The organism is Luteitalea pratensis (assembly GCF_001618865.1).
Taxonomy (GTDB): Bacteria; Acidobacteriota; Vicinamibacteria; order Vicinamibacterales; family Vicinamibacteraceae; genus Luteitalea; species Luteitalea pratensis.
Genome location: NZ_CP015136.1, coordinates 229,291 through 253,316 on the forward strand (window position 1 = coordinate 229,291; position 24,026 = coordinate 253,316).

Annotated in this window: 22 protein-coding genes; 11 read left to right on the forward strand and 11 right to left on the reverse strand. The window is 66.1% G+C overall.

The window, feature by feature from the left end; translation table 11 throughout:
• Positions 1-58: 58 nt before the first annotated feature.
• Genes LuPra_RS00990 through LuPra_RS01000 form a run of 3 tightly spaced genes read left to right on the forward strand, consistent with a single transcriptional unit; the run spans position 59 to position 3,089 of the window.
• Complete coding sequence (locus LuPra_RS00990) at positions 59-856, forward strand: DUF899 domain-containing protein (protein WP_110169035.1); 798 nt, start codon at positions 59-61, stop codon at positions 854-856.
• A complete protein-coding gene (locus tag LuPra_RS00995) occupies positions 834-1,646 on the forward strand; it encodes a DUF2182 domain-containing protein (protein WP_110169036.1) in 813 nt (270 codons plus the stop codon). Before LuPra_RS00990 ends, LuPra_RS00995 begins: the two co-directional genes overlap by 23 nt.
• 39 nt (positions 1,647-1,685) lie before the next feature.
• A complete protein-coding gene (locus tag LuPra_RS01000; RefSeq protein ID WP_110169037.1) occupies positions 1,686-3,089 on the forward strand; it encodes an FAD-binding oxidoreductase in 1,404 nt (467 codons plus the stop codon).
• A 23-nt stretch (positions 3,090-3,112) separates the two neighbouring features.
• Here the strand turns inward: LuPra_RS01000 and LuPra_RS01005 are convergent, their stop codons facing one another.
• Positions 3,113-4,267 (reverse strand): glycoside hydrolase family 18 protein, encoded by a 1,155-nt coding sequence (locus LuPra_RS01005; protein WP_110169038.1) that lies wholly within the window; start codon positions 4,265-4,267, stop codon positions 3,113-3,115.
• 94 nt (positions 4,268-4,361) lie between these two features.
• Positions 4,362-5,465 (reverse strand): PHP domain-containing protein, encoded by a 1,104-nt coding sequence (locus LuPra_RS01010; RefSeq protein ID WP_157898594.1) that lies wholly within the window; start codon positions 5,463-5,465, stop codon positions 4,362-4,364.
• Between the two features lie 186 nt (positions 5,466-5,651).
• Here LuPra_RS01010 and LuPra_RS01015 point away from each other — a divergent pair, with 186 nt between their 5' ends.
• Positions 5,652-7,325, forward strand: coding sequence for a M20/M25/M40 family metallo-hydrolase (locus LuPra_RS01015; protein WP_110169040.1), 1,674 nt, complete (start codon positions 5,652-5,654; stop codon positions 7,323-7,325).
• A 310-nt stretch (positions 7,326-7,635) separates the two neighbouring features.
• Positions 7,636-8,499 carry a bifunctional DNA-formamidopyrimidine glycosylase/DNA-(apurinic or apyrimidinic site) lyase gene (gene mutM / locus LuPra_RS01020; protein WP_110169041.1) on the forward strand — a complete coding sequence of 288 codons (864 nt, stop codon included), beginning with the start codon at positions 7,636-7,638 and terminating at the stop codon, positions 8,497-8,499.
• Positions 8,500-8,502: 3 nt separating this feature from the next.
• On the opposite strand, the gene LuPra_RS01025 is transcribed toward mutM, so the two are convergent.
• On the reverse strand, positions 8,503-9,108 hold the full coding sequence (locus tag LuPra_RS01025; RefSeq protein WP_110169042.1) for an RDD family protein: 606 nt from the start codon (positions 9,106-9,108) through the stop codon (positions 8,503-8,505).
• The gene (locus tag LuPra_RS01030; RefSeq protein WP_157898595.1) at positions 9,105-9,479 is read right to left on the reverse strand and encodes a PadR family transcriptional regulator; all 375 of its coding nucleotides are present in this window, start codon (positions 9,477-9,479) and stop codon (positions 9,105-9,107) included. Before LuPra_RS01030 ends, LuPra_RS01025 begins: the two co-directional genes overlap by 4 nt.
• 288 nt (positions 9,480-9,767) lie before the next feature.
• Here LuPra_RS01030 and LuPra_RS01035 point away from each other — a divergent pair, with 288 nt between their 5' ends.
• The gene (locus LuPra_RS01035; protein ID WP_110169044.1) at positions 9,768-10,262 is read left to right on the forward strand and encodes a hypothetical protein; all 495 of its coding nucleotides are present in this window, start codon (positions 9,768-9,770) and stop codon (positions 10,260-10,262) included.
• A gap of 425 nt (positions 10,263-10,687) precedes the next feature.
• On the opposite strand, the gene LuPra_RS01045 is transcribed toward LuPra_RS01035, so the two are convergent.
• Genes LuPra_RS01045 through LuPra_RS01055 form a run of 3 tightly spaced genes read right to left on the reverse strand, consistent with a single transcriptional unit; the run spans position 10,688 to position 15,261 of the window.
• Positions 10,688-11,329: a nucleotidyltransferase domain-containing protein gene (locus tag LuPra_RS01045; protein ID WP_234800663.1), complete on the reverse strand. Its 642-nt coding sequence runs from the start codon at positions 11,327-11,329 to the stop codon at positions 10,688-10,690.
• Positions 11,330-11,368: 39 nt separating this feature from the next.
• Positions 11,369-12,709 carry an McrC family protein gene (locus tag LuPra_RS01050; RefSeq protein ID WP_110169047.1) on the reverse strand — a complete coding sequence of 447 codons (1,341 nt, stop codon included), beginning with the start codon at positions 12,707-12,709 and terminating at the stop codon, positions 11,369-11,371.
• Entirely contained in the window at positions 12,706-15,261 is a 2,556-nt protein-coding gene (locus tag LuPra_RS01055; RefSeq protein WP_157898596.1) for an AAA family ATPase, read from the reverse strand. Before LuPra_RS01055 ends, LuPra_RS01050 begins: the two co-directional genes overlap by 4 nt.
• A gap of 730 nt (positions 15,262-15,991) precedes the next feature.
• On the opposite strand from LuPra_RS01055, the gene LuPra_RS31475 reads away from it, so the two are divergent.
• Entirely contained in the window at positions 15,992-16,369 is a 378-nt protein-coding gene (locus LuPra_RS31475) for a hypothetical protein (RefSeq protein WP_157898597.1), read from the forward strand.
• A gap of 239 nt (positions 16,370-16,608) precedes the next feature.
• Here the strand turns inward: LuPra_RS31475 and LuPra_RS32880 are convergent, their stop codons facing one another.
• The gene (locus tag LuPra_RS32880) at positions 16,609-16,746 is read right to left on the reverse strand and encodes a hypothetical protein (RefSeq protein WP_234800664.1); all 138 of its coding nucleotides are present in this window, start codon (positions 16,744-16,746) and stop codon (positions 16,609-16,611) included.
• Here LuPra_RS32880 and LuPra_RS34210 point away from each other — a divergent pair.
• Positions 16,711-17,010: a hypothetical protein gene (locus LuPra_RS34210; protein WP_418001425.1), complete on the forward strand. Its 300-nt coding sequence runs from the start codon at positions 16,711-16,713 to the stop codon at positions 17,008-17,010. The genes LuPra_RS32880 and LuPra_RS34210 overlap by 36 nt on opposite strands.
• A 69-nt stretch (positions 17,011-17,079) precedes the next feature.
• Here LuPra_RS34210 and LuPra_RS01065 read toward each other — a convergent pair whose 3' ends face one another.
• Positions 17,080-18,825, reverse strand: coding sequence for an FAD-dependent oxidoreductase (locus LuPra_RS01065; protein WP_110169050.1), 1,746 nt, complete (start codon positions 18,823-18,825; stop codon positions 17,080-17,082).
• 190 nt (positions 18,826-19,015) lie between these two features.
• On the opposite strand from LuPra_RS01065, the gene LuPra_RS01070 reads away from it, so the two are divergent.
• From LuPra_RS01070 to LuPra_RS01080, 3 genes are all read left to right on the forward strand, one after another.
• Positions 19,016-20,593 (forward strand): ankyrin repeat domain-containing protein, encoded by a 1,578-nt coding sequence (locus LuPra_RS01070; protein WP_162271269.1) that lies wholly within the window; start codon positions 19,016-19,018, stop codon positions 20,591-20,593.
• A gap of 216 nt (positions 20,594-20,809) precedes the next feature.
• Entirely contained in the window at positions 20,810-21,622 is an 813-nt protein-coding gene (locus LuPra_RS01075) for a ThuA domain-containing protein (RefSeq protein WP_110169052.1), read from the forward strand.
• Position 21,623: 1 nt separating this feature from the next.
• On the forward strand, positions 21,624-22,052 hold the full coding sequence (locus LuPra_RS01080) for a GNAT family N-acetyltransferase (protein ID WP_234800665.1): 429 nt from the start codon (positions 21,624-21,626) through the stop codon (positions 22,050-22,052).
• Between the two features lie 272 nt (positions 22,053-22,324).
• Here LuPra_RS01080 and LuPra_RS01085 read toward each other — a convergent pair whose 3' ends face one another.
• Both LuPra_RS01085 and LuPra_RS01090 read right to left on the reverse strand, forming a co-directional pair.
• Positions 22,325-23,257 carry a VOC family protein gene (locus LuPra_RS01085; RefSeq protein ID WP_110169054.1) on the reverse strand — a complete coding sequence of 311 codons (933 nt, stop codon included), beginning with the start codon at positions 23,255-23,257 and terminating at the stop codon, positions 22,325-22,327.
• Positions 23,254-23,994, reverse strand: coding sequence for a 3-keto-disaccharide hydrolase (locus LuPra_RS01090; RefSeq protein ID WP_201792170.1), 741 nt, complete (start codon positions 23,992-23,994; stop codon positions 23,254-23,256). The genes LuPra_RS01085 and LuPra_RS01090 overlap by 4 nt, the downstream gene beginning before the upstream one ends.
• Between the last annotated feature and the right edge of the window lie 32 nt (positions 23,995-24,026).

Consider the following 24,026-nt stretch of genomic DNA (forward strand, 5'->3'; position numbering starts at 1 on the left):
CCGGCCGCCTCGACAAGACGACCCACTCACGGGACACCTGACGAGGGAGACACACGCAATGGCGTCACAGGCAACATCGACGACACACGGCATCGGGACACGCGAAGAATGGCTGGCGGCGCGTCTCGAACTGCTCGAGGCGGAAAAGGACCTCACGCGGCGCAGCGACGCGCTGGCGCAACGGCGGCAGGCACTGCCCTGGGTCCGCGTGGACAAGACGTACCGATTCGAGATCGACGAGGGGAGCGCGTCACTCACGGACCTCTTCCGGGGACGCACGCAGCTGCTCGTCTATCACTTCATGTTCGGGCCTGACTACACGGCAGGATGCCCGTCCTGCTCTTCGATCGCTGACGGGTTCGACGGCATCGCCGTGCACCTCTCGAACCACGACGTGTCACTCGTGGCGGTCTCGCGGGCGCCCCTCGCGAAGCTGCAGACCTACAAGCGGCGCATGGGCTGGACGTTTCCCTGGGCGTCCTCGCTCGACAGCGACTTCAACCCGGACTTCAACGTGCGCTTCACGGAAGAGCAGCAGCGCCAGGGCGGCATCGTCTACAACTACCGCCGCGAGACCGGGTGGCAGCTGCGCGTGCCGGCCCGGCCGGCGGACGGCGAAGGACCGGTCGCCCAGATCGCGGCCATGACCGGAACCGACGTGCCCACGTACACGCGCGAGCGGCCCGGCGTCAGCGCGTTCGCGCTCGAGGACGGTGTCGTCTACCACACCTACTCTGCATACGCGCGCGGACTCGATGCGTTGTGGGGCATGTACCAGTGGCTCGATCGCGCGCCCCGGGGACGCAACGAGACGGGCGTGTGGTGGCGTCGCCATGACGAATACGACGCACGCTGAGCGCCGGCATGCGTCGCTGGACGCCGCGTTCCTCTGTGTGAGCGCGGGAGTGTTCGTCGCCACTGCGGCGGTCACGATCGTGTCGTGCCAGTCCATGCCCGCACCGGGCGGGATGCGGATGCCCGGCGACTGGACGATGTCGATGGTGTGGATGCGGATGCCGGGCCAGACATGGCCCGGCGCCGCGGCCTCGTTCCTCGGCATGTGGGTCCTGATGATGGTGGCGATGATGCTGCCATCACTCGTTCCCATGTTGTGGCGCTACCGCCAGGTCGTCGGCACGACGAGTCACGCACGTCTCGACGCACTGACAGCCATCGCCGCGGCGGGATATGTGATCGTGTGGACGGCGATCGGGCTGGTGCTCTTTCCGTTGGGCATGTCACTGGCGGCGATTGCGATGCGCGAGGCAGCAATCGCGCGTGCCGTCCCGCTGGCGGCAGGTGTCGCCATTCTCGTTGCGGGAGCTCTCCAGTTCACTGCGTGGAAGTCACGTCATCTCGCCTGCTGCCGCGAAATGCCGGGGACCGGTTGTGGTCTGTCAGGAGGCGCTTCAACAGCATTGCGTCTTGGTGTCCGCCTCGGCCTGCACTGCGCCTGCAGCTGCGGCAACCTGATGGCCATCCTCATCGTCGTTGGCCTCATGGACGTACCGGCCATGGGGCTTGTGACCGTCGCGATCACGGCTGAACGTTACGCATCTGTCAGCGAACGCGCTGCTCACGCCATCGGCATCATCGCGGCGGTTACAGGGGCGATGGCGATCGCGCGCGCTGTCGGGCTCGGCTGAGCAGCGTATACTTCCGCCCACAACCCAACAGGAGGACAGATGCCGCAGAGTGTTTTGGTCGACTGCGACGGTACGCCCGTCGACGTTGCCGCGATCGAGCCGTTCGTCGCCGCGTTCCGTGGATCGGTGGTGCGGAGCGGTGACGCCGAGTACGACAGAGCGAGGACGATCTGGAACGCGAGCATCGACAAGCGGCCCGGACTGATCGCGCGGTGCAGCGGCCTGGCCGACGTGATTGCCGCGGTGCGCTTCGCCCGCGAGCACGGGTTGCTCGTCGCTGTTCGCGGTGGCGGCCACAACGTCGGCGGGCGTGCGCTGTGTGACGGCGGGATGGTGATCGACCTGTCGCGCATGAAGGGCATCCACGTCGACCCCAGGGAGCGTCGCGCCCGCGTGCAACCCGGCGTGCTGCTCGGGGAGCTGGATCGTGAAACCCACGTCTTCGGTCTCGCCGTACCGGCAGGGGTTGTGTCCAAGACGGGAGTCGCCGGCCTGACCCTCGGTGGCGGTGTCGGCTGGCTCGCCAGGAAGCACGGGCTCACCTGCGACAACGTGGTCTCCTTCGAGGTGGTGTCGGCCGAGGGAGAAGTGCTGCATGTCAGCGCTGACGATCATCCGGATCTGTTCTGGGCCCTGCGAGGGGGCGGCGGCAACTTCGGGGTCGTGACCTCGTTCGAGTACCGCCTTCATCCCGTCTCCATGGTGCTGGGGGGATTGGTCATCCACCCGCGAGACCAGGCGACCGAGCTCCTGAAGTTCTACCGCTCGATGACCCAGTCGGCGCCGGACGAGCTCGGGACGTACGCGGCGCTGATGCACACGCCGGATGGCCATCCCGTTGCGGCCATCGCGACGTGTTACTGCGGCGATCTCGCGGAAGGTGAGCGCATCCTCGCCCCCTTGCGCGCCTTCGGCAGCCCGATGGTCGACGCGATCCAGCCGATGCCGTTTCCCGTGATGCAGACGCTATTGGACGCGGCGGTGCCGGATGGCAACCAGAACTACTGGAAGTCCACCTACGTGCGCGAACTCAGCGACGACGCGATCGACGTCATCGTCAGTCATGCCGACCAGGCGACGTCGCCGATGACAGCAGTACTGGTAGAGCAGTACGGTGGTGCCGTCAGTCGCGTGCCCGCGAGCAACACGGCATTTGGACAACGTCACCTGGAGTACGACTTGGGCGTTTGCACGCAATGGTCAGACGCCGCCGACTCGGCACGCCACATCGAGTGGACGCGCAACTTCGCCGACGCGATGGCGCCGTTCCGCACGGGTGACTACCTGCTGAACTTCCTGGGCGACGAAGGCGAGGACACGATCAGGGCGGCCTTCGGCACGAACTACGAGAGGCTCGTCGAGGTCAAACGCAGGTACGACCCGACCAACTTCTTCCGCGTCAACCAGAACGTCAAGCCACACCCGGCGCCGATCGCAGGGTAGGCGCATGTGGAGTCCGTCACGCGTCAGCGGTGTGTGCTGCCCTGCTGGAGGTACTCGTGCAGCGCCTGCAGCAGGGTACCGGTCCGGTCCGATCCGTGCTGCCAGTACATGACGCCGGCGAGCCCACGCTCGACGACGTACTGGGCCTTGCGGCGGACCGACTCGGGATCGTCGTAGGCGATGAAGATCCGGCGTGACGCATTCCACAGGTACGGCTGCTGCGCCGTCGAATCCCAGTGCCGTTCGTACCCGTCCCTGCCGACCAGGTCGGCGGCCAGCCGTGCGTAAGTCAACCCCTTCGCATCGGTGAGCGGGACACCGGGCTGGTACAGGCCGTTCCGCTCCGCACGGACGTCCATCCAGCCGCGCCCGTAGAACGGCACGCCGAGCACCAGTTTGGCCGCCGGCACGCCAGCCGCCAGGAACTCCCGCACGGCCGCGTCCCCGGACCGGTGCTTATCGTCGTCGGGATGGTCGAACAGGTTCGCATGGTGTCCGGCGATGGGATCGACGGCCGCGACGCGGAAGTCGTACGTCATCAGGTTGACCCAGTCGATCGACGCCGCCACCTGCGCCAGTTCGGTGTGCTCGATGAACCTCGGGAAGGCCCCCGCGGCAAATGTCAGCAGGTACGTCCGGCCGGTGCGCCGCCCGAGGTCGTCGAGACCGGCGCGCAGCGCGGCCATCATCGCGGTGAAGTTCGCCTTGTCCTCGGGGCGATTGGTGTTGCCGTTGCCCGGCAATCCTGGATATTCCCAGTCGATGTCGAGTCCGTCGAGGTCGTGACGTTGCACGAAAGCCACCGCGCTCCGGACGAGGCGGTCGCGGCTCGCCACGGTCAGCGCTGCGTCCGAGAAGCCACCCGACCACGTCCACCCGCCGACCGCCACCAGCACGCGCAACTGTGGATGGCGCTGGCGCAGCTCGCGCAGGCGCCGGAAGTTCTCCCCGTCCGACGCGAAGCCCTCCACCACTTCGCCATCGCGCAGGTTGGCAAACGCATAGTTGATGTGCGTCAGCCGGGCGGCGTCGACGTCCGATATCTCGGCAACGGCGTTGCCCGCAAACAGGTACCCCACGATCAGGCGTCTCGCTGGTTGCACCAGGGCAGGCGAGGGTGGCGCGCCAAGCGACGCGATCCCCGCGATCACGGCGAGCACCATCGATCGGCTGAGCATGGGGCAGTGTCACATACTTCGGAACGCCGAGCAGGTCGTTGGTCATTGGTCATTAGTCATTAGTCATGACGAATGATGCCTGACGAATGACGAATCAGCTTGCCGCGCCCGACCGCTCGGACAGCCAGCCGAGCAGGCGGTCCAGGGGCCAGCAGTTGACGATGCGATCGGCGGGAATGCTCGCGAGCCGCGCGTGGGCCAAGGCGATGTCCGCGTACCACAACTGCGCCGTGGTGTGAGCGTCACTGTCGAGCGCGAAGATGCAGCCGGCGGCGAGGGCACGGCGCGCCAGCGTGTAGTCGAGATCCTGGCGCGCCGGGTCGCCATCGATCTCGACGGCGACACCAAGACGCGCGGCCTTTGCGAACACGGCATCCCAGTCGGCGACGACGCCTGCGCGAGAGCCTGAGATGCGACCGCGCGGGTGCGCGAGGATGCGGACGTGCGGATGGGCGATCGCGGCCAGCATGCGATGGGTCTGGTCGTCGTTCCTGCGGAGACGCGAGTGTGGCGCGGCGAGGACGAGATCGAATGTGGTCGCCTCGTCGTCGTCGAGATCCAACGCCCCCGCGATATCGATGTTCGCCTCGACGCCTTGCAACAGGTGGAAGCGCCCGCCCAACGACGCATTGACGGCATCGATGGCGCGCCTCTGCTCGGCGGCCTCCTCCATCGACATGCCACCGGCGATCTTCAGCCCATGCGAATGATCGGTGACGGCTGCGTACGTGTAGCCGCGAGCCATGCAGGAATCGGCAATCTCGTCGACCGTGGGCGAACCGTCGCTCCACTCGGAGTGCATCTGGAGATCGCCACGATACTCGTCGCTCGACGGGCCGCCGTATGACGGGTCGCGGAGCACGCGCACGACTTCGGCGCGACTGAGCACGTTCTGTCGGAGCCGCCGGCGGCGCGTGATGTCGGCCTGCCGATCACTGTGCCCGATCGCGTCTTCGACCGTCGGCGAGTGGCCGCTCTCCAGGACCTCCCTGATGACTCGCGTCGAGCCCGGGCCGATGCCGGGAATCCGCGGCAGCGTGCCGTCGGCAGCCACCAGTTCGGTGAGCGGGGTCTCGAGACCGAAGATGGCCGCCGCGGCCCGTTTGTAGCCGTACATCTTCTGCGGCGACGCCTGCGCGAACGCCAGATCGCGCAGGTAGCCTCCGACAACAGCATTCACGTCCGATGGTGGTCGCACCTCGTGCATTGCCCCATCCCCATCCAGATTTCCGATTCCCCGCTTCCCGCTTCCCGCTTCCCGATTCGCGATCCGCGATCCGCGATCCCGTCCCGACGTGAAGCAGGATGCATACCACCCCTCGTCCGGCCGTCGCGCAGCCCCGTCCTCCGGGACATTTCGCCTGATGTGCTAGCGTTTTCGGCCATGTTCACTCGTGCCTCACGATTCGCGCCCGTCCTGGCGCTGGCCGGGTCCGCCGCGGTGCTCGTCGCCGCCTCGCCGGAACCCATCGATCACGCCATCAATGCCCGTATCCGGGCAGAGGCGCGCGATCGGTCGCAGATCATGCAGACGCTGCATGTCCTCACCGATGTGTACGGGCCGCGCCTGACCGGTTCGCCGAACCACAAGGCTGCCGCCGAATGGGCCGTCACCGAGATGAAGAAGTGGGGCTTCGACAACGGCAGCCTCGAAGAATGGGACTTCGGCCACCCCGGTTGGCTCAACGAGCGCCTGAGCGCGCATGTTGTCTCCCCGGTGAAGGACGCCCTGGTCGGTGAGGCGCTGGCCTGGACCAACGGTACGGACGGCCCGGTCCGCGCGGCAGCCACGCAGCTGATCCTGCCCGAGCGGCCGACGGCTGACGAGTTGAAGACGTACCTAGATGGCAAGGCCGCGGCGGTTGCCGGAAAAGTCGTGCTTGTCGGTGCCGGCAAGCCGGTGCCGGTGAATTTCTCGAAAGCGCCGCTTCGTCGCGATTACGACGACCTCACGGCGATGCTGGATCCGGTCAATCCCAGGGCACCGCAGTTCGGTCCAGGGGGACCGGCCGGTCGCCAGGCGCCCGTCGTCGAGCCCGGCCGGCTGACACCGCGCCAGATCAACGAGCAGGTCGACGCGTTCCTCGTCGCCAACAAGGTGCGCGTCCGCATCAACGACGGCGGCCGCGATCACGGGCAGATTCGCGCCTTCAACAACCCGAGCTTCGATGGCGCCACCGCGCCGCCGACGATGATCCTGCGCAACGAGGACTTCGGCCGGATCGCCCGCCTGCTCGCCGACGGACGTCCGGTCGAACTCGACGTCGACATCGTCAATCGCTGGTACCCGGAGGGCCGGACGTCCTACAACGCCGTCGCCGAGATTGCCGGCTCGGACAAGGCCAGCGAGGTGATCATGCTCGGCGGCCACCTGGACTCATGGCACGCCGCAACCGGCGCCACCGACAACGCCATCGGCGTGGCGGTGATGATGGAAGCGGCTCGCATCGTCAAGACGCTGGGCCTGAAGCCGCGCCGGACGATTCGCGTTGCGCTCTGGGGCGGCGAAGAGCAGGGACTGCTCGGGTCGAAGGCGTACGTCGCGAAGCATTTCGGCACGGCCGAGGCGCCGACCGCGGAGTTCGCGACGTTTGGCGGCTACCTGAACGTCGACTCCGGCACCGGCCGCATCCGCGGCGCGAGCGTGTTCGGTCCGCCGGAGGCCGGTCGCATCCTGCGCGAGATCTTCGCGCCGTTCGAAGACCTCGGTATCGTCGGCGCGACCGTGACGAAGAGCCGCAGCACGGGTGGCACCGACAGCACCTCCTTCAACGCCGCCGGCCTCCCCGGCATCGGCCTGATGCAGGACCCGATCGAATACCAGTCCTATACCTGGCATACCAACCTCGACACCTACGAGCGCATCGTCGAGGACGACGTGAAGAAGAGCGCGGCGATGATTGCGTCGGCGCTGTATCACCTCGCGATGCGCGACGACCTGTTGCCGCGGTTCACAGGTACGGAGATGCCGGCGCCGGCCCCTGCGGCGCGTCCGTCGACGCCGACTCCAACCGCACCGGCCCCCACGGCACCGGCGGCGACGCCGACCCGGCAGTAGGTCTCCTGCCGACACCGCGCGACACAGCGCAGGCACTGCCTTCGGGAAACCCCGAGGGCAGTGCGATCACCCGCGAGCATCGTCTGGTCAGCCATGCGATGTGTCCTGCGGCATGAGGCACCCGGTGCCCGTCGACCAAGGTCGACGGCTACGCGCCACGGACAAATGGAACCAGGCAATGCCGCGATGTCGCAATGTCGAAAACGGTTTGCTCTCGCCATTCCCGCATTCAGCATTCGGCCTTTGCGATGGCCGCTGGCTTGCACCCGGTCCCCGGTCCCCGGTCCCCGGTGAGAGGCTATCCTGAACCGTGCCTGAACTTCCGGAAGTGGAAGCCACTCGCCAGCTGCTCGAACCGGCGATGCGAGGCGCCCGCTTCGATCGCGTCCTGCTTCGGCGTGCGGATCTCCGTCGCGCGTTCCCGCCCGACTTTGCTGCCCGCCTGACGGGAACCACGGTCGACGCCGTCACGCGACGAGCGAAGTACCTGGTGCTGCCGTTGTCGTCGGGCGAGACGCTGGTGATGCACCTCGGCATGTCCGGCGATTTCGGTGTGCAGTCCCGGGAGAGGGCGGCGTCTGCGGCGCCACCCCCGCCGCGAGCCCATGACCACGTCGTGTTCGAGATGTCGTCGGGGTGTGTGGTCACCTTCACCGACCCGCGCCGCTTCGGCGTGATGGACCTGCTGACGCGCGAGGCCCTGTCAGCGCACGAGACGCTCGTGGGGCTCGGGCCGGAGCCGCTCTCACCCGAGTTCGACGCCGCGGCGCTGGCGCGTGCGTGCGCGCGGCGACGAGTGCCGCTGAAAGTGGCATTGCTCGATCAGCGCGTCGTGGCGGGCCTCGGCAACATCTATGCGGTCGAGGCGCTGCACCTTGCCGGCCTCTCGCCATCGCGACGGGCCTCGACCATCGCGACGCCGACCGGCAAGCCACGTCCGACTGCCATGCGCCTGGTGGCTGCCATCAAGAAAGTGCTCACCACCGCGATCGCGCGCCAGTCGAACACGACGTATCGCTCCGCCTTCGCCGAGGCTACGGCGGACGAGTCCGCGCGATTCCGGGTCTACGACCGCGAGGGCGAGGCATGCCCGACGCGCGGCTGTGCCGGCGTCATCCGGCGTTCGGTGCAGGGCGGCCGCTCCACCTTCGCCTGCCGCATCTGTCAACGGTGACGTTCAGGCCTGCTTGTCGTCGACGCGCACCACGCGGGTCTTGGAGAGCAGTTCGAACGCGCGCTGGCGTCGCTCGGTGAAGAGCGCGAACAACGCGTCGATCCAGAAGATCTGGAAGACCAGCGACATCTGTCGCACCACCGATTGCCCCAGCGTGATCGGTGCGCCACTCTCCTGGACCACGAACAGCCCGTACCGACGCTTGCCGAACGTCTGCCCCGATCGCCACTCGGCGACGATCGTGTAGATGAGGAAGCCGAACCCCGCGATCAGCACCGCCACGCAGATCAGGATGACGGTCATGCCTCCCCGCGGACTCAGCCACGCGAGGACGAGGGTCACGGCAACCAGCAGCAGAAAGGCGAGTGCGTCGACGACCTTCGCGAGCACGCGCGGCCCGAAGTCGGCCGGCACGAGTGAGAGCCCCGCCAGGTACGACTCCGCCAGTACTGCCGGGTCTCCCAGCTGCCGCAGCACGTCGTCCAGCGGCTGCCCGGTGGCGAGCCGTTCCTCGATGTGGCCGCGCAGCTCGAGAGCGATCTGCGGGCGGTGCGGCGTGGTGCGTGGGAGGTGCGCGAGCACCTGATCGAGATAGTCGTCGGTGGTCATCGTGGTCTGCCTTGTGCGAGCAGCCGGGCCATCGCGTCGGCGAAGGCCTGCCAGTCGTTCCTGAGGGTGGCGAGTTCCAGTCGCCCTGCCTCCGTCAGCTGGTAGTACTTGCGAGGGACGCCCCGGGATGGCGTGTCCCAGCGCACTGCGACGAACCCGGCGCGTTCCAGGCGGTAGAGGACCGGGTAGAGCGTGCCGTCGGTCACCTCGAGCGCGCCGTCGGTCTCGCGGGTGAGCTTGGTGACGATCTCGTAGCCGTAGGCCTCGCCCGGTTCCAACAGGTGCAACACGATGAGCTCGAGCGACCCACGCCTGAGTTCGCGGGCGATGCTGCCCTTGCGGCGGTCGGACCTGTCGTGCTCGGTCGCCATGGGTGGAGTGTCTCGCAAGGTATCTTGCATGACAAGCTATATGACGACGCAAGGGCCATCCTGGTTCCCGGCACGGATCGCCAAGGGGCGGGCGAGTCACCCTGCTGTCGCCGGCGCCCCCGTCAGGGGCCGGGAAGCGTGGCCCCATCGCAAGAGTGCAACTCGAGCTGCAGTTCCACCGCGATCTGACACACGCTCGCACCGCCGAAAGGAGGCGAGCAGGTCGTCCCGGCCGTCCCCTCTCACGCCAGTTGCGGAGTATCTTCGTGCAGAAGATCAGAGGTATCCATGCCGGCATCGATCGTTGTGCTTGTGGTGACCGCACTGTTCGCGGCATCGCATCCAGCGGAACGCTCTGCTGCGGCACAGCCGCGCCGCGACTACGCGAAACTCGACGTGTGCGAGGCGGTGCCGGGCGAGATCATCGCGCACGCAGTGGGTGGAAAGCTCACCGCCGTGCGCGGCACGACCGACAAGTCCTTCAGCCGGTGCAGGTATACCGTCGCGATGCCCGGGACTGACACGCCGTCGGGCTATGTTGTCTGGATCTCGCCACCAGATGACTTCGAGGACCTCAAGCAGTCGATCGAAGAACCACGCGCCACGGTGACTGGTCTCGGCGACGGCGCCTACATATACCGGGACAAGGGCGACGGTCGGTTCAAGATCTACGTTCTGAAGAAAGGCGACCTGACCTTCGAGGCAACGGCGGACTCGCCGGAGTCCGCGCGCAAGGTCGCCGACGCGGTGGCGGCGCATCTGTGGAAGACGCCGATACGTTAGTAGGAGGTTACTCCGACTGTTCCGGAATCGGCGGTAGACTTCTGACCTTGCCTGCGACCTTGCGGCAGGCGCCAATCAGGTCCGAGACAAGCCGGTCGTCCACGTCGAGGACGCCTTCGTACTCGGTCCGATTCCGCATGTCGTGGCACTTTGACAGGACTCGCCAGACCTCAGGCCCCAGGCCAAGTGTGGCCGGCAGTACCTGAAAGACGATGTATCGCTTCGACGGTCGGAATCCGTGGTGGCGGAGCGCCGCCAAGCAGAGTGCGTGAGCGGCGCTGTAGGCGAGATCGAACCTGCTGTCCAACGAGTTCGCTGCGTTCTCCGCATCCTTCAACCGCGCGAGGCCCGAACGGACGAGACCGGTAAACTCCTTCGCATCGGGAGGTTCCTTTCCGAGGACGTTTCCCGGACCCGCGAGGCGCTCAAGTGGCGATGGGGAGGTCATGTTCGGATCCAATCACCCAGAGTTTTGGCTGCTCGAGCACCCGTGTCACGAATGCGTTTTCAGTCCTGGCGCGCTTGGAAAACTCGGCGGCCGTGTACACCGTGGGGTTGACTTTCCGACCCACGGCGCGCGTGACCCGCTCGAGGGCGCCGAAGACCTCGCCGTACGTGAGGCTGTCGCTAATGATCATCAGGTCGATGTCGCTTGCCGCTTGATCCGTCGCCTTGGCCACGGAACCGTACACGAAGGCCGTGCGAATCGCCTTCGACAACGGCTTCAGGGCCTCGCGCAGCGGCTCGGCGAGACCGACTGTCTTCAAGACGATGTTCCGCAGTTCGAAATACAGAGGTGACGTCGCGTTGGCCTGGTAGTGCTTCTGATGGCCAATCCGCCGCGCCGAGATCAGCCCGCTTCCTTCCAGCTTCGCAAGTTCGCGCTGGGCTGCGCCAGAGCCCGTGCCCGCGTCTCGAATCAGCTCCGAGGCATAGAAGCTACGCTCGGGCTGGCCGAAAAGCACACCGAGGACGCGCTGCTGTGTCTTCGTGAACAGCGCATCCGCCAGGCTCTTTCGACGGGACCGATTTGAAACGGCCTTGGCACCCAATATGGGCACAATCATGCCCGATCTGGGCATGCACGTCAAAAGGTTCGCTGCTGGCTATGCAGCCACGTGTCGGGCTGCGCCGATCCCCTGCTGAACGGCCTCGATCAACGCCTTCGTGGCGGACCCGTGGATCTGCCCGGTCAACTCGGCGAGAACGTCAGGAATAGACAGGCCAAGCGCAAGAATCTCGGCCGCAGCAAGGGCCTGCGCACTGCGGACCCGAAGGCGGACGGCACGACTCGACCGACTCGAAGACGGATACACGAGAAGTGCAGCAGGGAGGGCTGGACCGCCAGCGGCGCCGTAGGCATAGGCGTAAAGAAAGCTCTGATACACGTCCGAGCTGCTAAGTTTTCGCTCGTCGTACAACTTGTATTTCGCGTCGATCGCAAGGCGGGCGGTGGTGTCAGCAGCGCTTCGTTCGACCAGGATGTCGGGGACCACGCGAGCGTAGGGCTGACCGGTGGATGCGTTCAGAATGATCGAGCGGTCCGCGCGCTGATAGTGAACGCGCATGGCCGATCCCGCGAGCAACGTGTCTACGAGGCGGAACACGAACATCTCGAATAGCCGGTTCATGTCGATCAAGAACGCGAAACAGTTCGTTTCGCCGGTGACGAGCACGTCTCTCGTACCCAACCCGTCCAGGATCAACCACGCAAGTGCGTGCGGATTCCGGTAGTGTTCGTTCAGCCGGTGGTACGTCATCCGGTTCCGGATCCCCTCCAGGTCAAGATCGTCAGGGCGGCACGCCTCCTGAAGAATCGCCAGGAGCCGCCGGACGCGTCGGCGAACCGAATCGTACGTGACGCGCGTCGCGCATCGGCTCAATGCGGCTGCCAGAAGTTGGTTCTCGGCGATGTTCTGCTCGTGCTCGTCAAACCGGCAGACGAGACGGTCTACCTGCCCGAATCGTCGGAGCACTTGTTGATCACCGAGCAGTCGCCCTCGTAACACTGGGAGCTCGTCCTCGCGTTCGACGTAGTCGGCGAGAAGTCCACCGCGGAGGATCAGCTCCGTACCCTCCGCGAGCAGAAGCGCAATAAGGTCGAACAAGCCGGTGCCTTCGGCATGTAAACTTCTCGCGCTGGAGCTTCTGCGTAGAGAGTCGAGTCCGGTTGCAAACTCGATCATCTCGACAAGCCCGATGTTGTTGCCGGCCAGCTTGGGAACAACCCGCACCTCGAATCGTTCGAAGCGCACAATGCCGACCCACGAACGAGCCGTGACTCGCACCCCGGCGCGAAGTTCATCCACCAGCAGTCGGCCCTCTTCGCCTGACCGGAGTTCTTCCTTCAGACGCTGATCCGATGGCGTGAGTACTTCGCCGTCGATCTTCAAGGTCTCCCACTCGGCGATTTCGAAAACAGGCCGGTCACCCGACGTGTGTTTCACACGACGCCTCCCTCGCGGCGACCGAACTCCTCTTCAAGGGCCGCCACGAGCGCGTCGGCATCTGCAAGACGTTCCCGGTCGAGCGTCTGGGCATTCTTGTCGACCAGCTTCGGACCGATGTACGACGCCAACGCAGTGTAGTCGTCGTAACAGTACTCTTGGAGTAGAGGCAGGATCTCCTGCCGAAAGCGGCGCGCGAATTCGTCCGCATCAGTGATCGGCTCGCCGTCCTCCAGCAGGAAGGAATGGCCGATCTGCTTTTCCCTGCCTTCTGTTTTCGCGATCCGGCGATTCAACTCCTCCAGGAAGTCGTCGAGCGCCAGTGTTCCGACCTTCGACCCTCGCAGCACTTCGACATCCGGCATGAGCTCGATGAACGCGAATCGGCGCCGCAATGCAGCATCCAGCAGCTTGATGCTCCGGTCCGCGGTGTTCATCGTGCCCAGGAGAAAGACGTTCGGAGGGATACAGAAGCTCTCCTTGCTCTGCGGAAGAGTGATCAATAGACCACGCTTGTCGATTTCGAGGAGCGTAATGAGCTCTCCCAGCACTTTTGCGACGTTGGCACGATTGATCTCGTCGACAACCAGCAGGAACCGTTTCGCCGGCTGCGCAAGGGCCGCATGGCACACGCGCTTGAACACGCCGTCTGCCAGGCGAAGCGAGAGCGAGCGGTCGCCGGTGTCGTGCGGTCGGAAGCCCTCGATGAAGTCTTCGTAGCTGTAGGAAGGATGAAAGGTCACGCGCGTGAGCGGGCTGACGACCTCGTCGTCGCCGACGAAGGGCTGGAGGTCAGGGTCTCGCTCGGCGAGGAGCGATAGGACGTGGTCAGCCTCGTCGGCGCTGAGTCCAAAGAGCGTGCCTTGGTTGCGGAACCGCATCGGCTCAGACGCTTTGAGGATGGCATCGGCCGCCAATTCATCGTACGTGAGGCCATTCGTTACTCGGGCGAGCGGCGTAATCTCAATCGTTGGCTCCTTGCCATCATGCGCGCCGAAGCCCTTGGAGACGCGCGCCAGCGCCACGACTCGTTTCTCTGGCGTTGACTGGTAGCCGATCACCAAATCGCCCGCCTTCACATGCGGGTAGTTTCGCTGGAGCCGACCGTGCCGGTAGCTCACTCGCTTCTCTTTGAAAAGCCGGTCCCAGCTCCACTCTTTCGGGTTCGCGACGACCCACCAGACGCGACGGGAGACCTGAACCGTAGATAGTTCGCGCTCCACCTCGAGGAACTTGTCGACGTCGGCCAGGACCGTTTGGGCGTCGGCCGTTCGACCCTCGTGCTGGAGCAGCCAGGCCACGGCGAAACGGCGCGCATGGTACGTCTTCCCCGTCCCCGGTGGACCGTACAGGATCACCTGCCCCTTCCGTTCGAGTGCTTCAGCGATGTCCCGCGAGAGCGGATCGATAGGGGATGGCGAAACCGGGGCAGCCTTCTCACCGACGATGGTTTTGTAGAGCGCCGCAGGCACGGGTGCCACAGTCACGAGCGCCCACCGATTCTGCGGCGGGATAGTCTTCGCGTAGGAGGTATCCCATTCGACCTGCGCCGTGTGTCGGAACTCCTCTCGGTCGGGCATCCACGTATAAGCTGGTTCGACAACCTTGCCGATACCGAGGATCTGGGACGTGCCCTTGTTCGCAACCACGAGATCGCCTGGCTCGAGCTCGCTCAGCGTCCAGACCTCGTTGGCCTTCTTGCTGATCGTTGGTCTGTGGTTGCTGTAGGTGTCGCTGTACTCCTTCTCGAATCGCGCGCGAAACGACTCCTTGGACTCAAAGTCACGAAGGTCGCCCACCTGGTCCCATCCCACGCAGATATATCCCTCGCGCAGACAGTCGTCCCAATACTTAGCGTCCTCACCAGGCGCGATCTTGACGATGCGCCGCTGATCGCGCGGGTCAGCCCAGTGGTAGAAGAACCGTTCGACTTCAGGCGGCGACCATCCCTCGAAGTCGGACCGACTGCGCACGGCATCGAGTAGGGCGCGGTTGAGGCGTACGACATCCAGGCCGCGGTCGTCTGCCTCTTTGCGATCCAGGGCCCGCAGGAAGTGGCGAAGGTGTTGTTTCGAAGCAATTGGCAGGACGTCGGCAGGAAAGTACACGCGAAGCGTCTTCAGCCGAAGGGCGGGTCCGCCGGACAACGGCGTGAGATCGTCAATCGTGTTCCAGTCCCCAACTTTGGCTTTCTCAAAGGCTTGGATGAATGCCTGCCGAACGGCGACCCACGCTTCCTGTTCGTCCTTGTACTCGGGGTCGCAATACCACCCCGGCTTGTCCTTGTGCTTGTAGATGATCAGCTTTCGTGCCGAGCCGCCCCGAATGCTCCCGAGATGCTGAGAGCGGTACTCCATCCACTGGCAGAACGTGTCGTCCGATGTGTCTTGACCGAGCGCATAACGCTCCAAGGGCATCGTAGGCCACTGGTCAAGCGGAAAGCGATCCGTGACTTGTTTCCTTTCGTGTTCGCCGAGGGCGATGTGTTCATGGGCAGAGGTACGATCGTAAGAGGCAAGTGCCGCATCGAGAGATGGACGTTCATTAGGCACGGTCTGGGTTCCTCTACTGCTCGGGACGCAATTGCTCGGAAGGGTCGAGCCCGGTCGATTCTATTGGAGGGCAGGTCGTCGACCAAGCAGGCAATCAGACGGCACCAGCGACCGGCAGCCCCGGACACCACCCGATAGCACCCAAGCGTGAATTGCGGTCGTGCCGCGGCTCTGCTCATACTCGAAGCACCGCGCGTAGTTGGCCCCAGCGCGAGAGCCGCGCTCTTAGCTGGATCCACGAAGAAGCACAGGAGAGGAAACGTGTGGCAGAGGTACGATCCGCGGGAGAACGATCGCGATCGTTGCAGCGTCTTGGATCGCGATCTGGGTGGCCGAGGCAGCACGAGCGATCGCGTTTGGGATAAGGAACGCGCCCCGCGTGACTTATTTGTGAAGGATCTCGACCTCGCACGTGGAAGCGAGCGCCGACCGATTCGGGAGCGCGACCGTGTCTACGAGATTGACGGTGCCGAGCCGCGCGCTGGCAACGATCGGCGCGTTTCGAGCCGTCGCCGAGAGCGACCTGCACGATATCCGGGACGATTCCCAAAACTCGCGGCGAAGCCTCAAGCACCTTGAGAAGGAAGGGCTGATTCACACGTCACCGCTCAGATCAGATGATCGCGCCGTGACGTTGACGGACCGAGCGCGTCGCCACCCGCCGCGAGCGCGAGATGATCGAAGAGCTGGACACGGCCGGCTCTCCGCCGATGAACCGGGACCGAAGCGATTGTCAGAGGCGATCGACGCGTACCTGACGGCAAAACGGATCCGGTGTTCCGCTCGCACCATCGAACTCGAGGAGGAGCGGCTCAGCATCGTCGAGCAACACTTTGGCGATGTGCTGCTCTCCGCGATCACCACGACGACGATTGCCTATTTCCAGCACCTCCGTCACGATGCCGGCAGGGCGAACCGCACGATCAACATGGACGTGGGCGTGTTGTCTCGGGTGCTGACGTTCTGCGGCGGATGGCGAGCGCTCGCGGATCACGTGAAGAATCTGCCCGAGCGCCAGCGTCCGGTCGGTCGCGCGCTGACGCCAGAGGAGCGGAAGCGTCTCTTCGACGCTGCCGCATCGAATGCAGAGTGGGAGCACGTGTATTGAGCGGCCGTTGTCGGCGCCAACACGTCGATGCGACCGGTCGAGGTGAAGCACCTTCGGCGCTGCGATGTGGATCTCGTCAAGCGGCTCGTGCCCGTTCGACGCAGCAGGAACGAGACGAGCCATCGCGTCATCCCGCTGAACGCGTCGGCCATCGAAGCGGCGGCGCGTATGTTCGAGCGCGCGGATCTCCCTGGACACACGGAGCCCGAGCACCACCTCTGGCCGTGCCAGTGGCGCCGCTACGACGCCACCAACCCGATGTTGAAGTGGGACACAGCTCGGCGCTGCGCGACGCCGCGGGCCTGCCAGGCCTCCGGTTCCACGATCTGCGCCACACCGTCATCACCGAGCTGGCCGAGATGGGCGTGGCGGACCACGTGCTCGAGTCAACCAGCGGTCATCTGTCGCGCCGGATGCTCGAGCACTACTCGCAGATCCGCATCGACGGAAACGGCAGGCGCTCGATGCCCTCGATGCCGCCCGGCGCTCGACAGCGCATAAGGGCGATGGCAATGGGGATGGCGCAGACCAGACGGAGATCCCGGCGATCGCGGAGGTCGGCGACGACCTCACGTCACAGTCACGTCAGAGGTTGGTTTTGCGCGGATTCCACTTGCACGGAGAGATGGCCGAGAGGCTGAAGGCGCACGCTTGGAAAGCGTGGCCGCATCGCAGGCGAACGCCTGACGGGAGAGGCTGTCGGGTTCGTTTCAAGTGCCACCGACGACGTGGTGGCCGCGAAAGACGTGGTCGGGATCGTATTTGCGCTTGATCGGCGCGAGTCGCGCATGGTGCTCGCCCCAGTACGCGGCCTGCCAGTCGGTGTCGTGATAGTTCGCTTCCGACATGTAGGTGCCGGCGCCAGGCACCAATCGACGTAGCGGCGCCATCGCCTGCTGCACGTGCGAGGCCTCGGTCTTCGCCTCGGCGAGATTCGGCTCATGGCCTGGAATGCCCGGCCACGCAGGTGGCGCGTCGGCCGCGCAGATGACCAGCGCGAACGCATCGAGCACCTGCGGATTGGTGGCCGTCTCGCGGCAGGCGGCAATCGCCTCCGGCGCGCCGCCCGCCATGCCCTTGTTGACGTGCAGCGTGACGCCCCAATTCGTGGCGGCCACCACGAGCGCCTCGACGAGACGCGCCTGCTGGCCGGCGTCGAGCAGTCGCGCCGGCAACCACATCGACTCGTAAGCGCGCAGTAGCTGCCCGGCCTCGCCGAGATTGGTGGCCCAGAACACGTTGCCGGAAGGGGCTCCGGGACGATCGTCGCCCATGACCACGCCGGGGACCTGCCGCAGGGCGGCCGGATCCCAGAAGCGCCGGCCCGGGATGGCGAGGATCAACGGCTCGCCATTGAGCTGGTAGTCGCTGCCGTGCGCCGAGATCCACGACAGGAACGGCTTCCACGCCGCCTCGATGGCGTCGCGATCGAGGCCATGACACACCATCGATACGCTGAGCTTGCGGCCGCGATCGAACCGCAACTGCTCGCCCCACGTGGGATTGAACAGCGCCTCGGCATAGAACGCGATCACGCGCGCGACCAGCGCCGTCCACGCGGCATCGGTATTGGCGGTGACCGTGAACAACACCGCGCCAACCGTGTCAGGCAGGCGGTGCGTGGCGAGCGTGAGACGCGTGACGACGCCGAAGGTGCCGCCGCCGCCCCCGCGCAGCGCGAAGAACAGGTCCGGGTCGCGCCACCGGTTCACGACGCGCGTGCGGCCGTCGGCGGTGACGACCTCGGCCTCGAGCAAGCTGGCTGCGCCGGTGCCGAATGCCTTGGAGAAGCTGCCGAATCCGCCGCCCTGCACGAAACCCGATACGCCCACCGTGAGGCAACCGCCGCCCTGCACGTAGCGTCCGTGCGTCACCGAGACGATGTCGTACACGCGCCCCCACATGGCGCCCGCGCCAACCGAGACCGCTGCGCGTGCCGGTGTCCCTGGCGGCGCCGCCGACGGCACGAATGCGTCATGCATTTCGACGCGATCCAGCGCGCGCGTCCAGACGAGCAGCGAGTCGGCCGCGTTGGAGTTGCCGAAGTAGCTGTGGCCGCCACCCTTCACCACGAGGCGGACGCGCTGGGTACGTGCGAAGGTCACCGCCGCGGCGACGTCGTCAGCCGACTCGGCGCGCACGGCGTACCGGCTCGCGCGCGAGACCCAGGCTCCGGCCCAGCCGAGCGTTTGCGTGAGTCCGGGCTCGTCGCCGAGGTAGTACGGGTTCTTCAACTTCGCAAACAGTGCTGGCGCGTCCGCGCCACCGGCCCCGGCGCACGCGTCCAGTGGCGAGCGGATCGCGAGGAGCCGTGATCCGAGCCGCTGTTGCAATGTCCTGAACGGCTGTGCCTCCGTCCATACCGGGGCCTGCGCGGCTGCGGCGAGGCGGCCTCGCGCAAAACCGGACAGTGGCCACAAGGCCAACAACGAACGGAGGAGTCGGCGTCGCTGCATGGCCTGCATCCTACCTGCGATTGTTGACTCCGCAAACGCTGCGGCCTACCCTTCCCGAAGGGCGCACAAACGGCGCCTGCGGGTTCGCGCGAAGGGCCAAGCCCACGGTCAGCAGTCCCACGAGGACGTCGGTCGTACACCGCCGTGCCGCCTGCTTGCGAACCGCAGGAGAAGGCATGGAGGTCGTACGATGCCACGCTCACTCCCCGAACGCCCCGATCTCGAGAACCTCAAGACCCAGGCGAAATCGCTGCTGCGCGCCGCGCGTGAGGGCGACACCGCAGCCGTCAGCCGCTTCACGATCCTGCCCGCTTTCGGCAACAGGCCACCGGCTCAGTGGCCGGTGACCGATCTCGCCCTGCACGACGCGCAGTCGGTCCTCGCGCGTGAGCACGGGTTCGTGTCGTGGAATGCCATGCGCGAGGAGGTCGAGGCGCGCACGCTGACGTTCGACGCCGCGAAGGACGAGTTCGTCCGTTGCGCCACGGGTGGCGCGTCCGGACGCGCCGAACGCATCCTCGCCCTGCACCCGCGCATCGCGACGGCGTCGTTGCAAACCGCGATCGTGCTCGGCGACGCCGCGACCGTGAGCGCGCGCCTGCAGGCGCATTCCGAGCTCGCGACGCAACCCGGCGGCCCCCAGGAGTGGGAGCCACTGCTCTATGCCTGCCACACGTGCCTGTGCGGTCGCGACGCGTCGCGGCTCGACGGACTGGTCGCCATCGCGCGGCAGTTGTGCATCCTTGGTGCGAATCCGAACGGTGAGTATCACTGGAACTGGCATCCCGAGCTGCCACGCACCGTGCTGTGGGGCGCCCTGTGCGCGGTGTCGCACCTGCCCCTCGCGGAGGTGCTGCTCGAGGCCGGCGCGAATCCCACCGATGGCGTCTCCGCGCACATCACCGGCGGCGGTGGCAACATCGCGGCACTCGAGTTGTTGCACCGGTACGGCTTGTGCGCCGACGGCATTGCCGGCGCAGTCCCGCCGCTCCTGCACATGATGTTGTGGGCGACCAATCCCACCGGGCCGCGTTGGCTACTCGAGCACGGCGCGGACGCCAACCTGTCCTGGGGCCTCGACGGAGAGGCGCCCCTGCACGTCGCGGCGCGCCGCTGGGACGTCGCCATGGTCGACATCCTGCTCAATCACGGAGCTGATCTCCATCGGCGCCGCAAGGATGGCCGCACCGCGCATGCGCTCGCGGAGCTGCACGGCAATCGCGATATCGCCCAGCACCTGCTGGCCACGGGCGCGCACGACGAACTGTCGGCGCTCGACCGCTTCGTTGCCGCATGCGCGCGTGGCGATCGCCACGACGCCGCCGCCATGCTCGTGGCGCAGCCGTCCTTGCGCGGCCAGCTGCGACCAGACCATCACCTGCTGCTGCATCGGCCCGCCGAAAGCGGCGATAGCGCCGCGCTCGAGACGATGCTGGCATCCGGATTCGATCCGGACGCCCGTGACCAGGACAACGTCACACCACTGCATCGCGCGGCCATGGGCGGCCACCCGGACGCGGTACGCGTCCTCCTCGCCCACGGCGCCGACATCGGCGCGCTCGACGGCATGTTCGCTGCTTCGCCGCTCGTGTGGGCGGTAGAGGGTCGGGATCACGCCAGTCCTGGCTCCGATCACGTGGCTGTCGCGCGAATCCTGATCGACGCGGGCTGCTCACTCGACTGGCAGCCACCGCCTGGCGCGCCTGACCAGGAGCGTACCTTCGAGCGGCTGATCGATCTGCGCCGGGCGGCGCTCGAATCGGCCTGACCGTCGTCGGAACCGCCGAGCGGCGTCGTCCTTCGGGGTCCGAAGGGGGACGCCCTCGGTCGCGGTGGCATAATCGGCAATCCATCGACCTTTGTCAGCCGGCCTTCGGCCTTCGATTCGCAAGCGTTGGACATCCAACGTGCTCGTCAGGTCGTCAAGCGTCAAGCGTCAAGACGTCAGTGTTTTGATTCGGGCGCGCATCCCGAAGGAATTCGCATGCACCGGCTCATCGTCCTGCTCGCAGCACTCGTCCTCGTCGTCGGATCGGCGACAGAGACCGGCCGCACGGCCTTGATCGCAGCGGCGCCGCCGGTGCGACCGATCCGGGCGCTGTATGTGACTGGTGGCGGCTTCCACGAGTTCGTCAAGCAGGAGGCGATCGTGCCTCCCGCCGTGGCACGGCAGGCCAACGTCGAGTGGACCATCGATCACACGGCGGGGAAGTCCACGGAGGTGCTGATCGATCGGCACAAGGACAGTGCCTGGACGAAGGACTTCGATGTCGTGCTCTACAACATGTCGTTCTCCAACGTCGTCGACGTTCCCTGGATCGAACGCCTGGCGCACGCGCATCGCGACAGTGGCGTCGGCGCCGTGATCCTGCATGGCGCGGTGCACAGTTACCGGCGGTCGACCAGCCGGGCCTGGGGAGAACTCATGGGGGCGTTCAGCATGCGCCACGACGCGCAGCGTCCGCTGGATGTGCAGACGGTGGCGCCGGATCATCCGATCATGAAGGGCGTGCCGGCGAGGTGGGTGACGATTCCCGAGGAGCTGTACGAACTGGAGCGTGTCTGGCCCGGAATGACGCCACTCGCACAGGCCTACAGCGAGGAGACGAAGAAGACCTCGCCTCTGATCTGGACCAACACCCACGGCAAGGCGCGCGTGTTCGTCACCTCGCTCGGGCACAACACCGCGATGATTGAGGACCCCGTGTACCTGGCCCTCGTCACCCGTGGCGTCCTGTGGACGACCGGCCACCTCGATGACGACGGCAAGCCCGCCGAGGGATATGGGGCACGCTGACGTGATCACCTGGTCGCAGTCGATCGCCGGCATCGATTGGCACGAACTGGAGGCGCTGTACCGGGCGGCACCGCTCGGCAACAAGGACGCGGCCGGCCTGCAGGTCGTCTACGGCAACAGCCGGTACTGCTGTTTCGCGTTCGATCAGGGCAAGCTCGTTGGCGCGGGAAGGGCACTGGCCGACGGGCTCGACTGGTCGTACGTGTGCGACGTGGCCGTGCTGCCGAGCCACCAGGGGACCGGCGTCGGCAAGCAGATTGTTGCCACGCTGGTGGAGCTCTCGCAGGGGCATCGCAAGATCATCCTGTACGCCGTTCCCGGCAAGGAGCCGTTCTACAGGAAGTTCGGTTTCCGCCGCATGCTCACAGCCATGGCAATCTTTCCGGACGTGCAGGACGCGATGGCACGCGGTTACGTGACCGAGGACTAACTTAGGTTCGGCGCTGCTGCGGTGCGCGTCGAGCAAGCTCGACGCCTACACATCAGACGTTCGACGTGAACGCGTTAGACGTAGCCGTCGACCTTCCATCTTCGCCAAGGCTACGGTGGACAAGTCAGGTCGAGGGACGCGCGGGTCGGCGATCGAAAATCGCCTGCAGGATGTGTGTAGCTGTCGACCTTGGTCGACAGACGAGAATCGACCGTCGAGCAAGCTCGACGCCTACGTTCTGCCTGACGTTTTCAGCGTTCGGCGTTCGGCGTTCAGCGTTCGTTCAAGACGCGCACCGCAGTGCCCCACGGGTCTCGCGTGATGAATGCGTCGCCGGAGTGCTCCACGTCGAAACCGGCTGCATCCAGGCTCGCGCGCACCGCGGCGACGGCGGTGGCGTCGGGCAGCGCGAGTGTCCACTCCAGCAATCGCGCGTCGCCCGGACCAGCCGGTGGGGCACCAGGGCCTGCCCACGTGTTGACGCCCACGTGGTGGTGGTAGCCCCCGGCGCCAAGGAACAGCGCCCCGGGATAGCTCCAGGTCGTCTTGTCGAAGCCGAGGCCAGCGGCATAGAACGCCGCCGCGCGATCGAGATCGCCGACGTGCAGGTGCACGTGCCCCATGACCGTGCCTGCGGGCATGCCTTCCCAGGGGGCATCACCCGCGGTGGCGAGCAGGCCTTGTACGTCCACGGGGTCGGTGGCCATCTTCAACTGGCGTCCGAGACGACGCCAGGACGTCCGCGGGCGATCGGCGTACACCTCGATGCCGAGACCATCCGGATCCGAGATGTAGAACGCCTCGCTCACGAGGTGATCGCCTGCGCCGACGTGGAGGCCGGTACTCGAGAGATGGCGAACCAATCGTGCGAGTCCCGGGCGATCGGGTAGCAGGATGGCGTAGTGGTACAAGCCGAGCCTGTCGCCCCGCGCGGCCGTTTGCGATCCGGGCCGCTCTACCAGGTGGACGAGCATGCGATCGTCGCCGCGGGCCGCGAGTGACGCCTCATCGGCCGTCTGCCCGACGACGCGCAGCCCGAGCACGTCCTGGTAGAAGGGCAGCGAGCGGTCGAGATCGGCCACCTGCAGCCGCACACCGCCGAGCGCGGTGGCCTCGGGCAGCCGGAATCCTCGCGGCGGCTCCCCGTAGCTGCCGGGTGTGGCGGGTTGCTCGCCCTGGGCCTCGCGCTCGACGTCGTCGCTCATGGCAGTTCGCGTACGCGGATGTTCCTGAACTCGACCGGCGACCCTTCCGCCTCGAGACAGAGGAACCCGGTCCGCGGATCGGCGCCGCGTCCGCCAGAGACTTCTTCACCGTTCACCCATAGCCGGATCTCGCCGTTCACGCCGCGGACGTAGTAGTGATTCCACTCGCCGACGCCGTGGCTGTGTTCCGACCGGGGGTAGCTGCGCGAGCCGTCGGGCGAGCGTGGCTCGAACGGTTCCAGCTTCGAGTTGCCCACCGCGAAGATGTCGCCGTTGGTGGTGAACCAGTTGTCCGGTTTGCCGGGATTGCGCTCGCGGAACCACTGCCGGTACCCGTGGTCGAGCATCTGGATCTCGATGCCCCACCGCGGCAGGTGATCGGGCTTGAGGTCGTCGAGCGCCTTCATCGGCACCCACGCGAAGACACCCGAATTCCCGGCAGACTTCATGTGCCGCCACTCGATCACCAATTCGAAGTTCAGGAACTGATCGCGCGTGCGCATGACGCCGATCGGCACGCCCGTCGACTTCAGGATCTCGCCCTCCCACTTCCACGTGTCTGGATGGCCGTTGACCGGGGCGAAATCGGCGGCTCCGAGCGTGCGCCAGCCGGGGCCCGTGCCGTCGATGTACGCCTTTGCCGTGACCGTCGAGGCCGGCGCCTGGCCGGCGACGTCGACGCCGAGCACGCCGGCGGTGAACAAGGACACCGAGAGCAGGAGGGTAGGGATCCGCATCCGGCGACGGTACGGCGAGGTCGGAGGTGCCG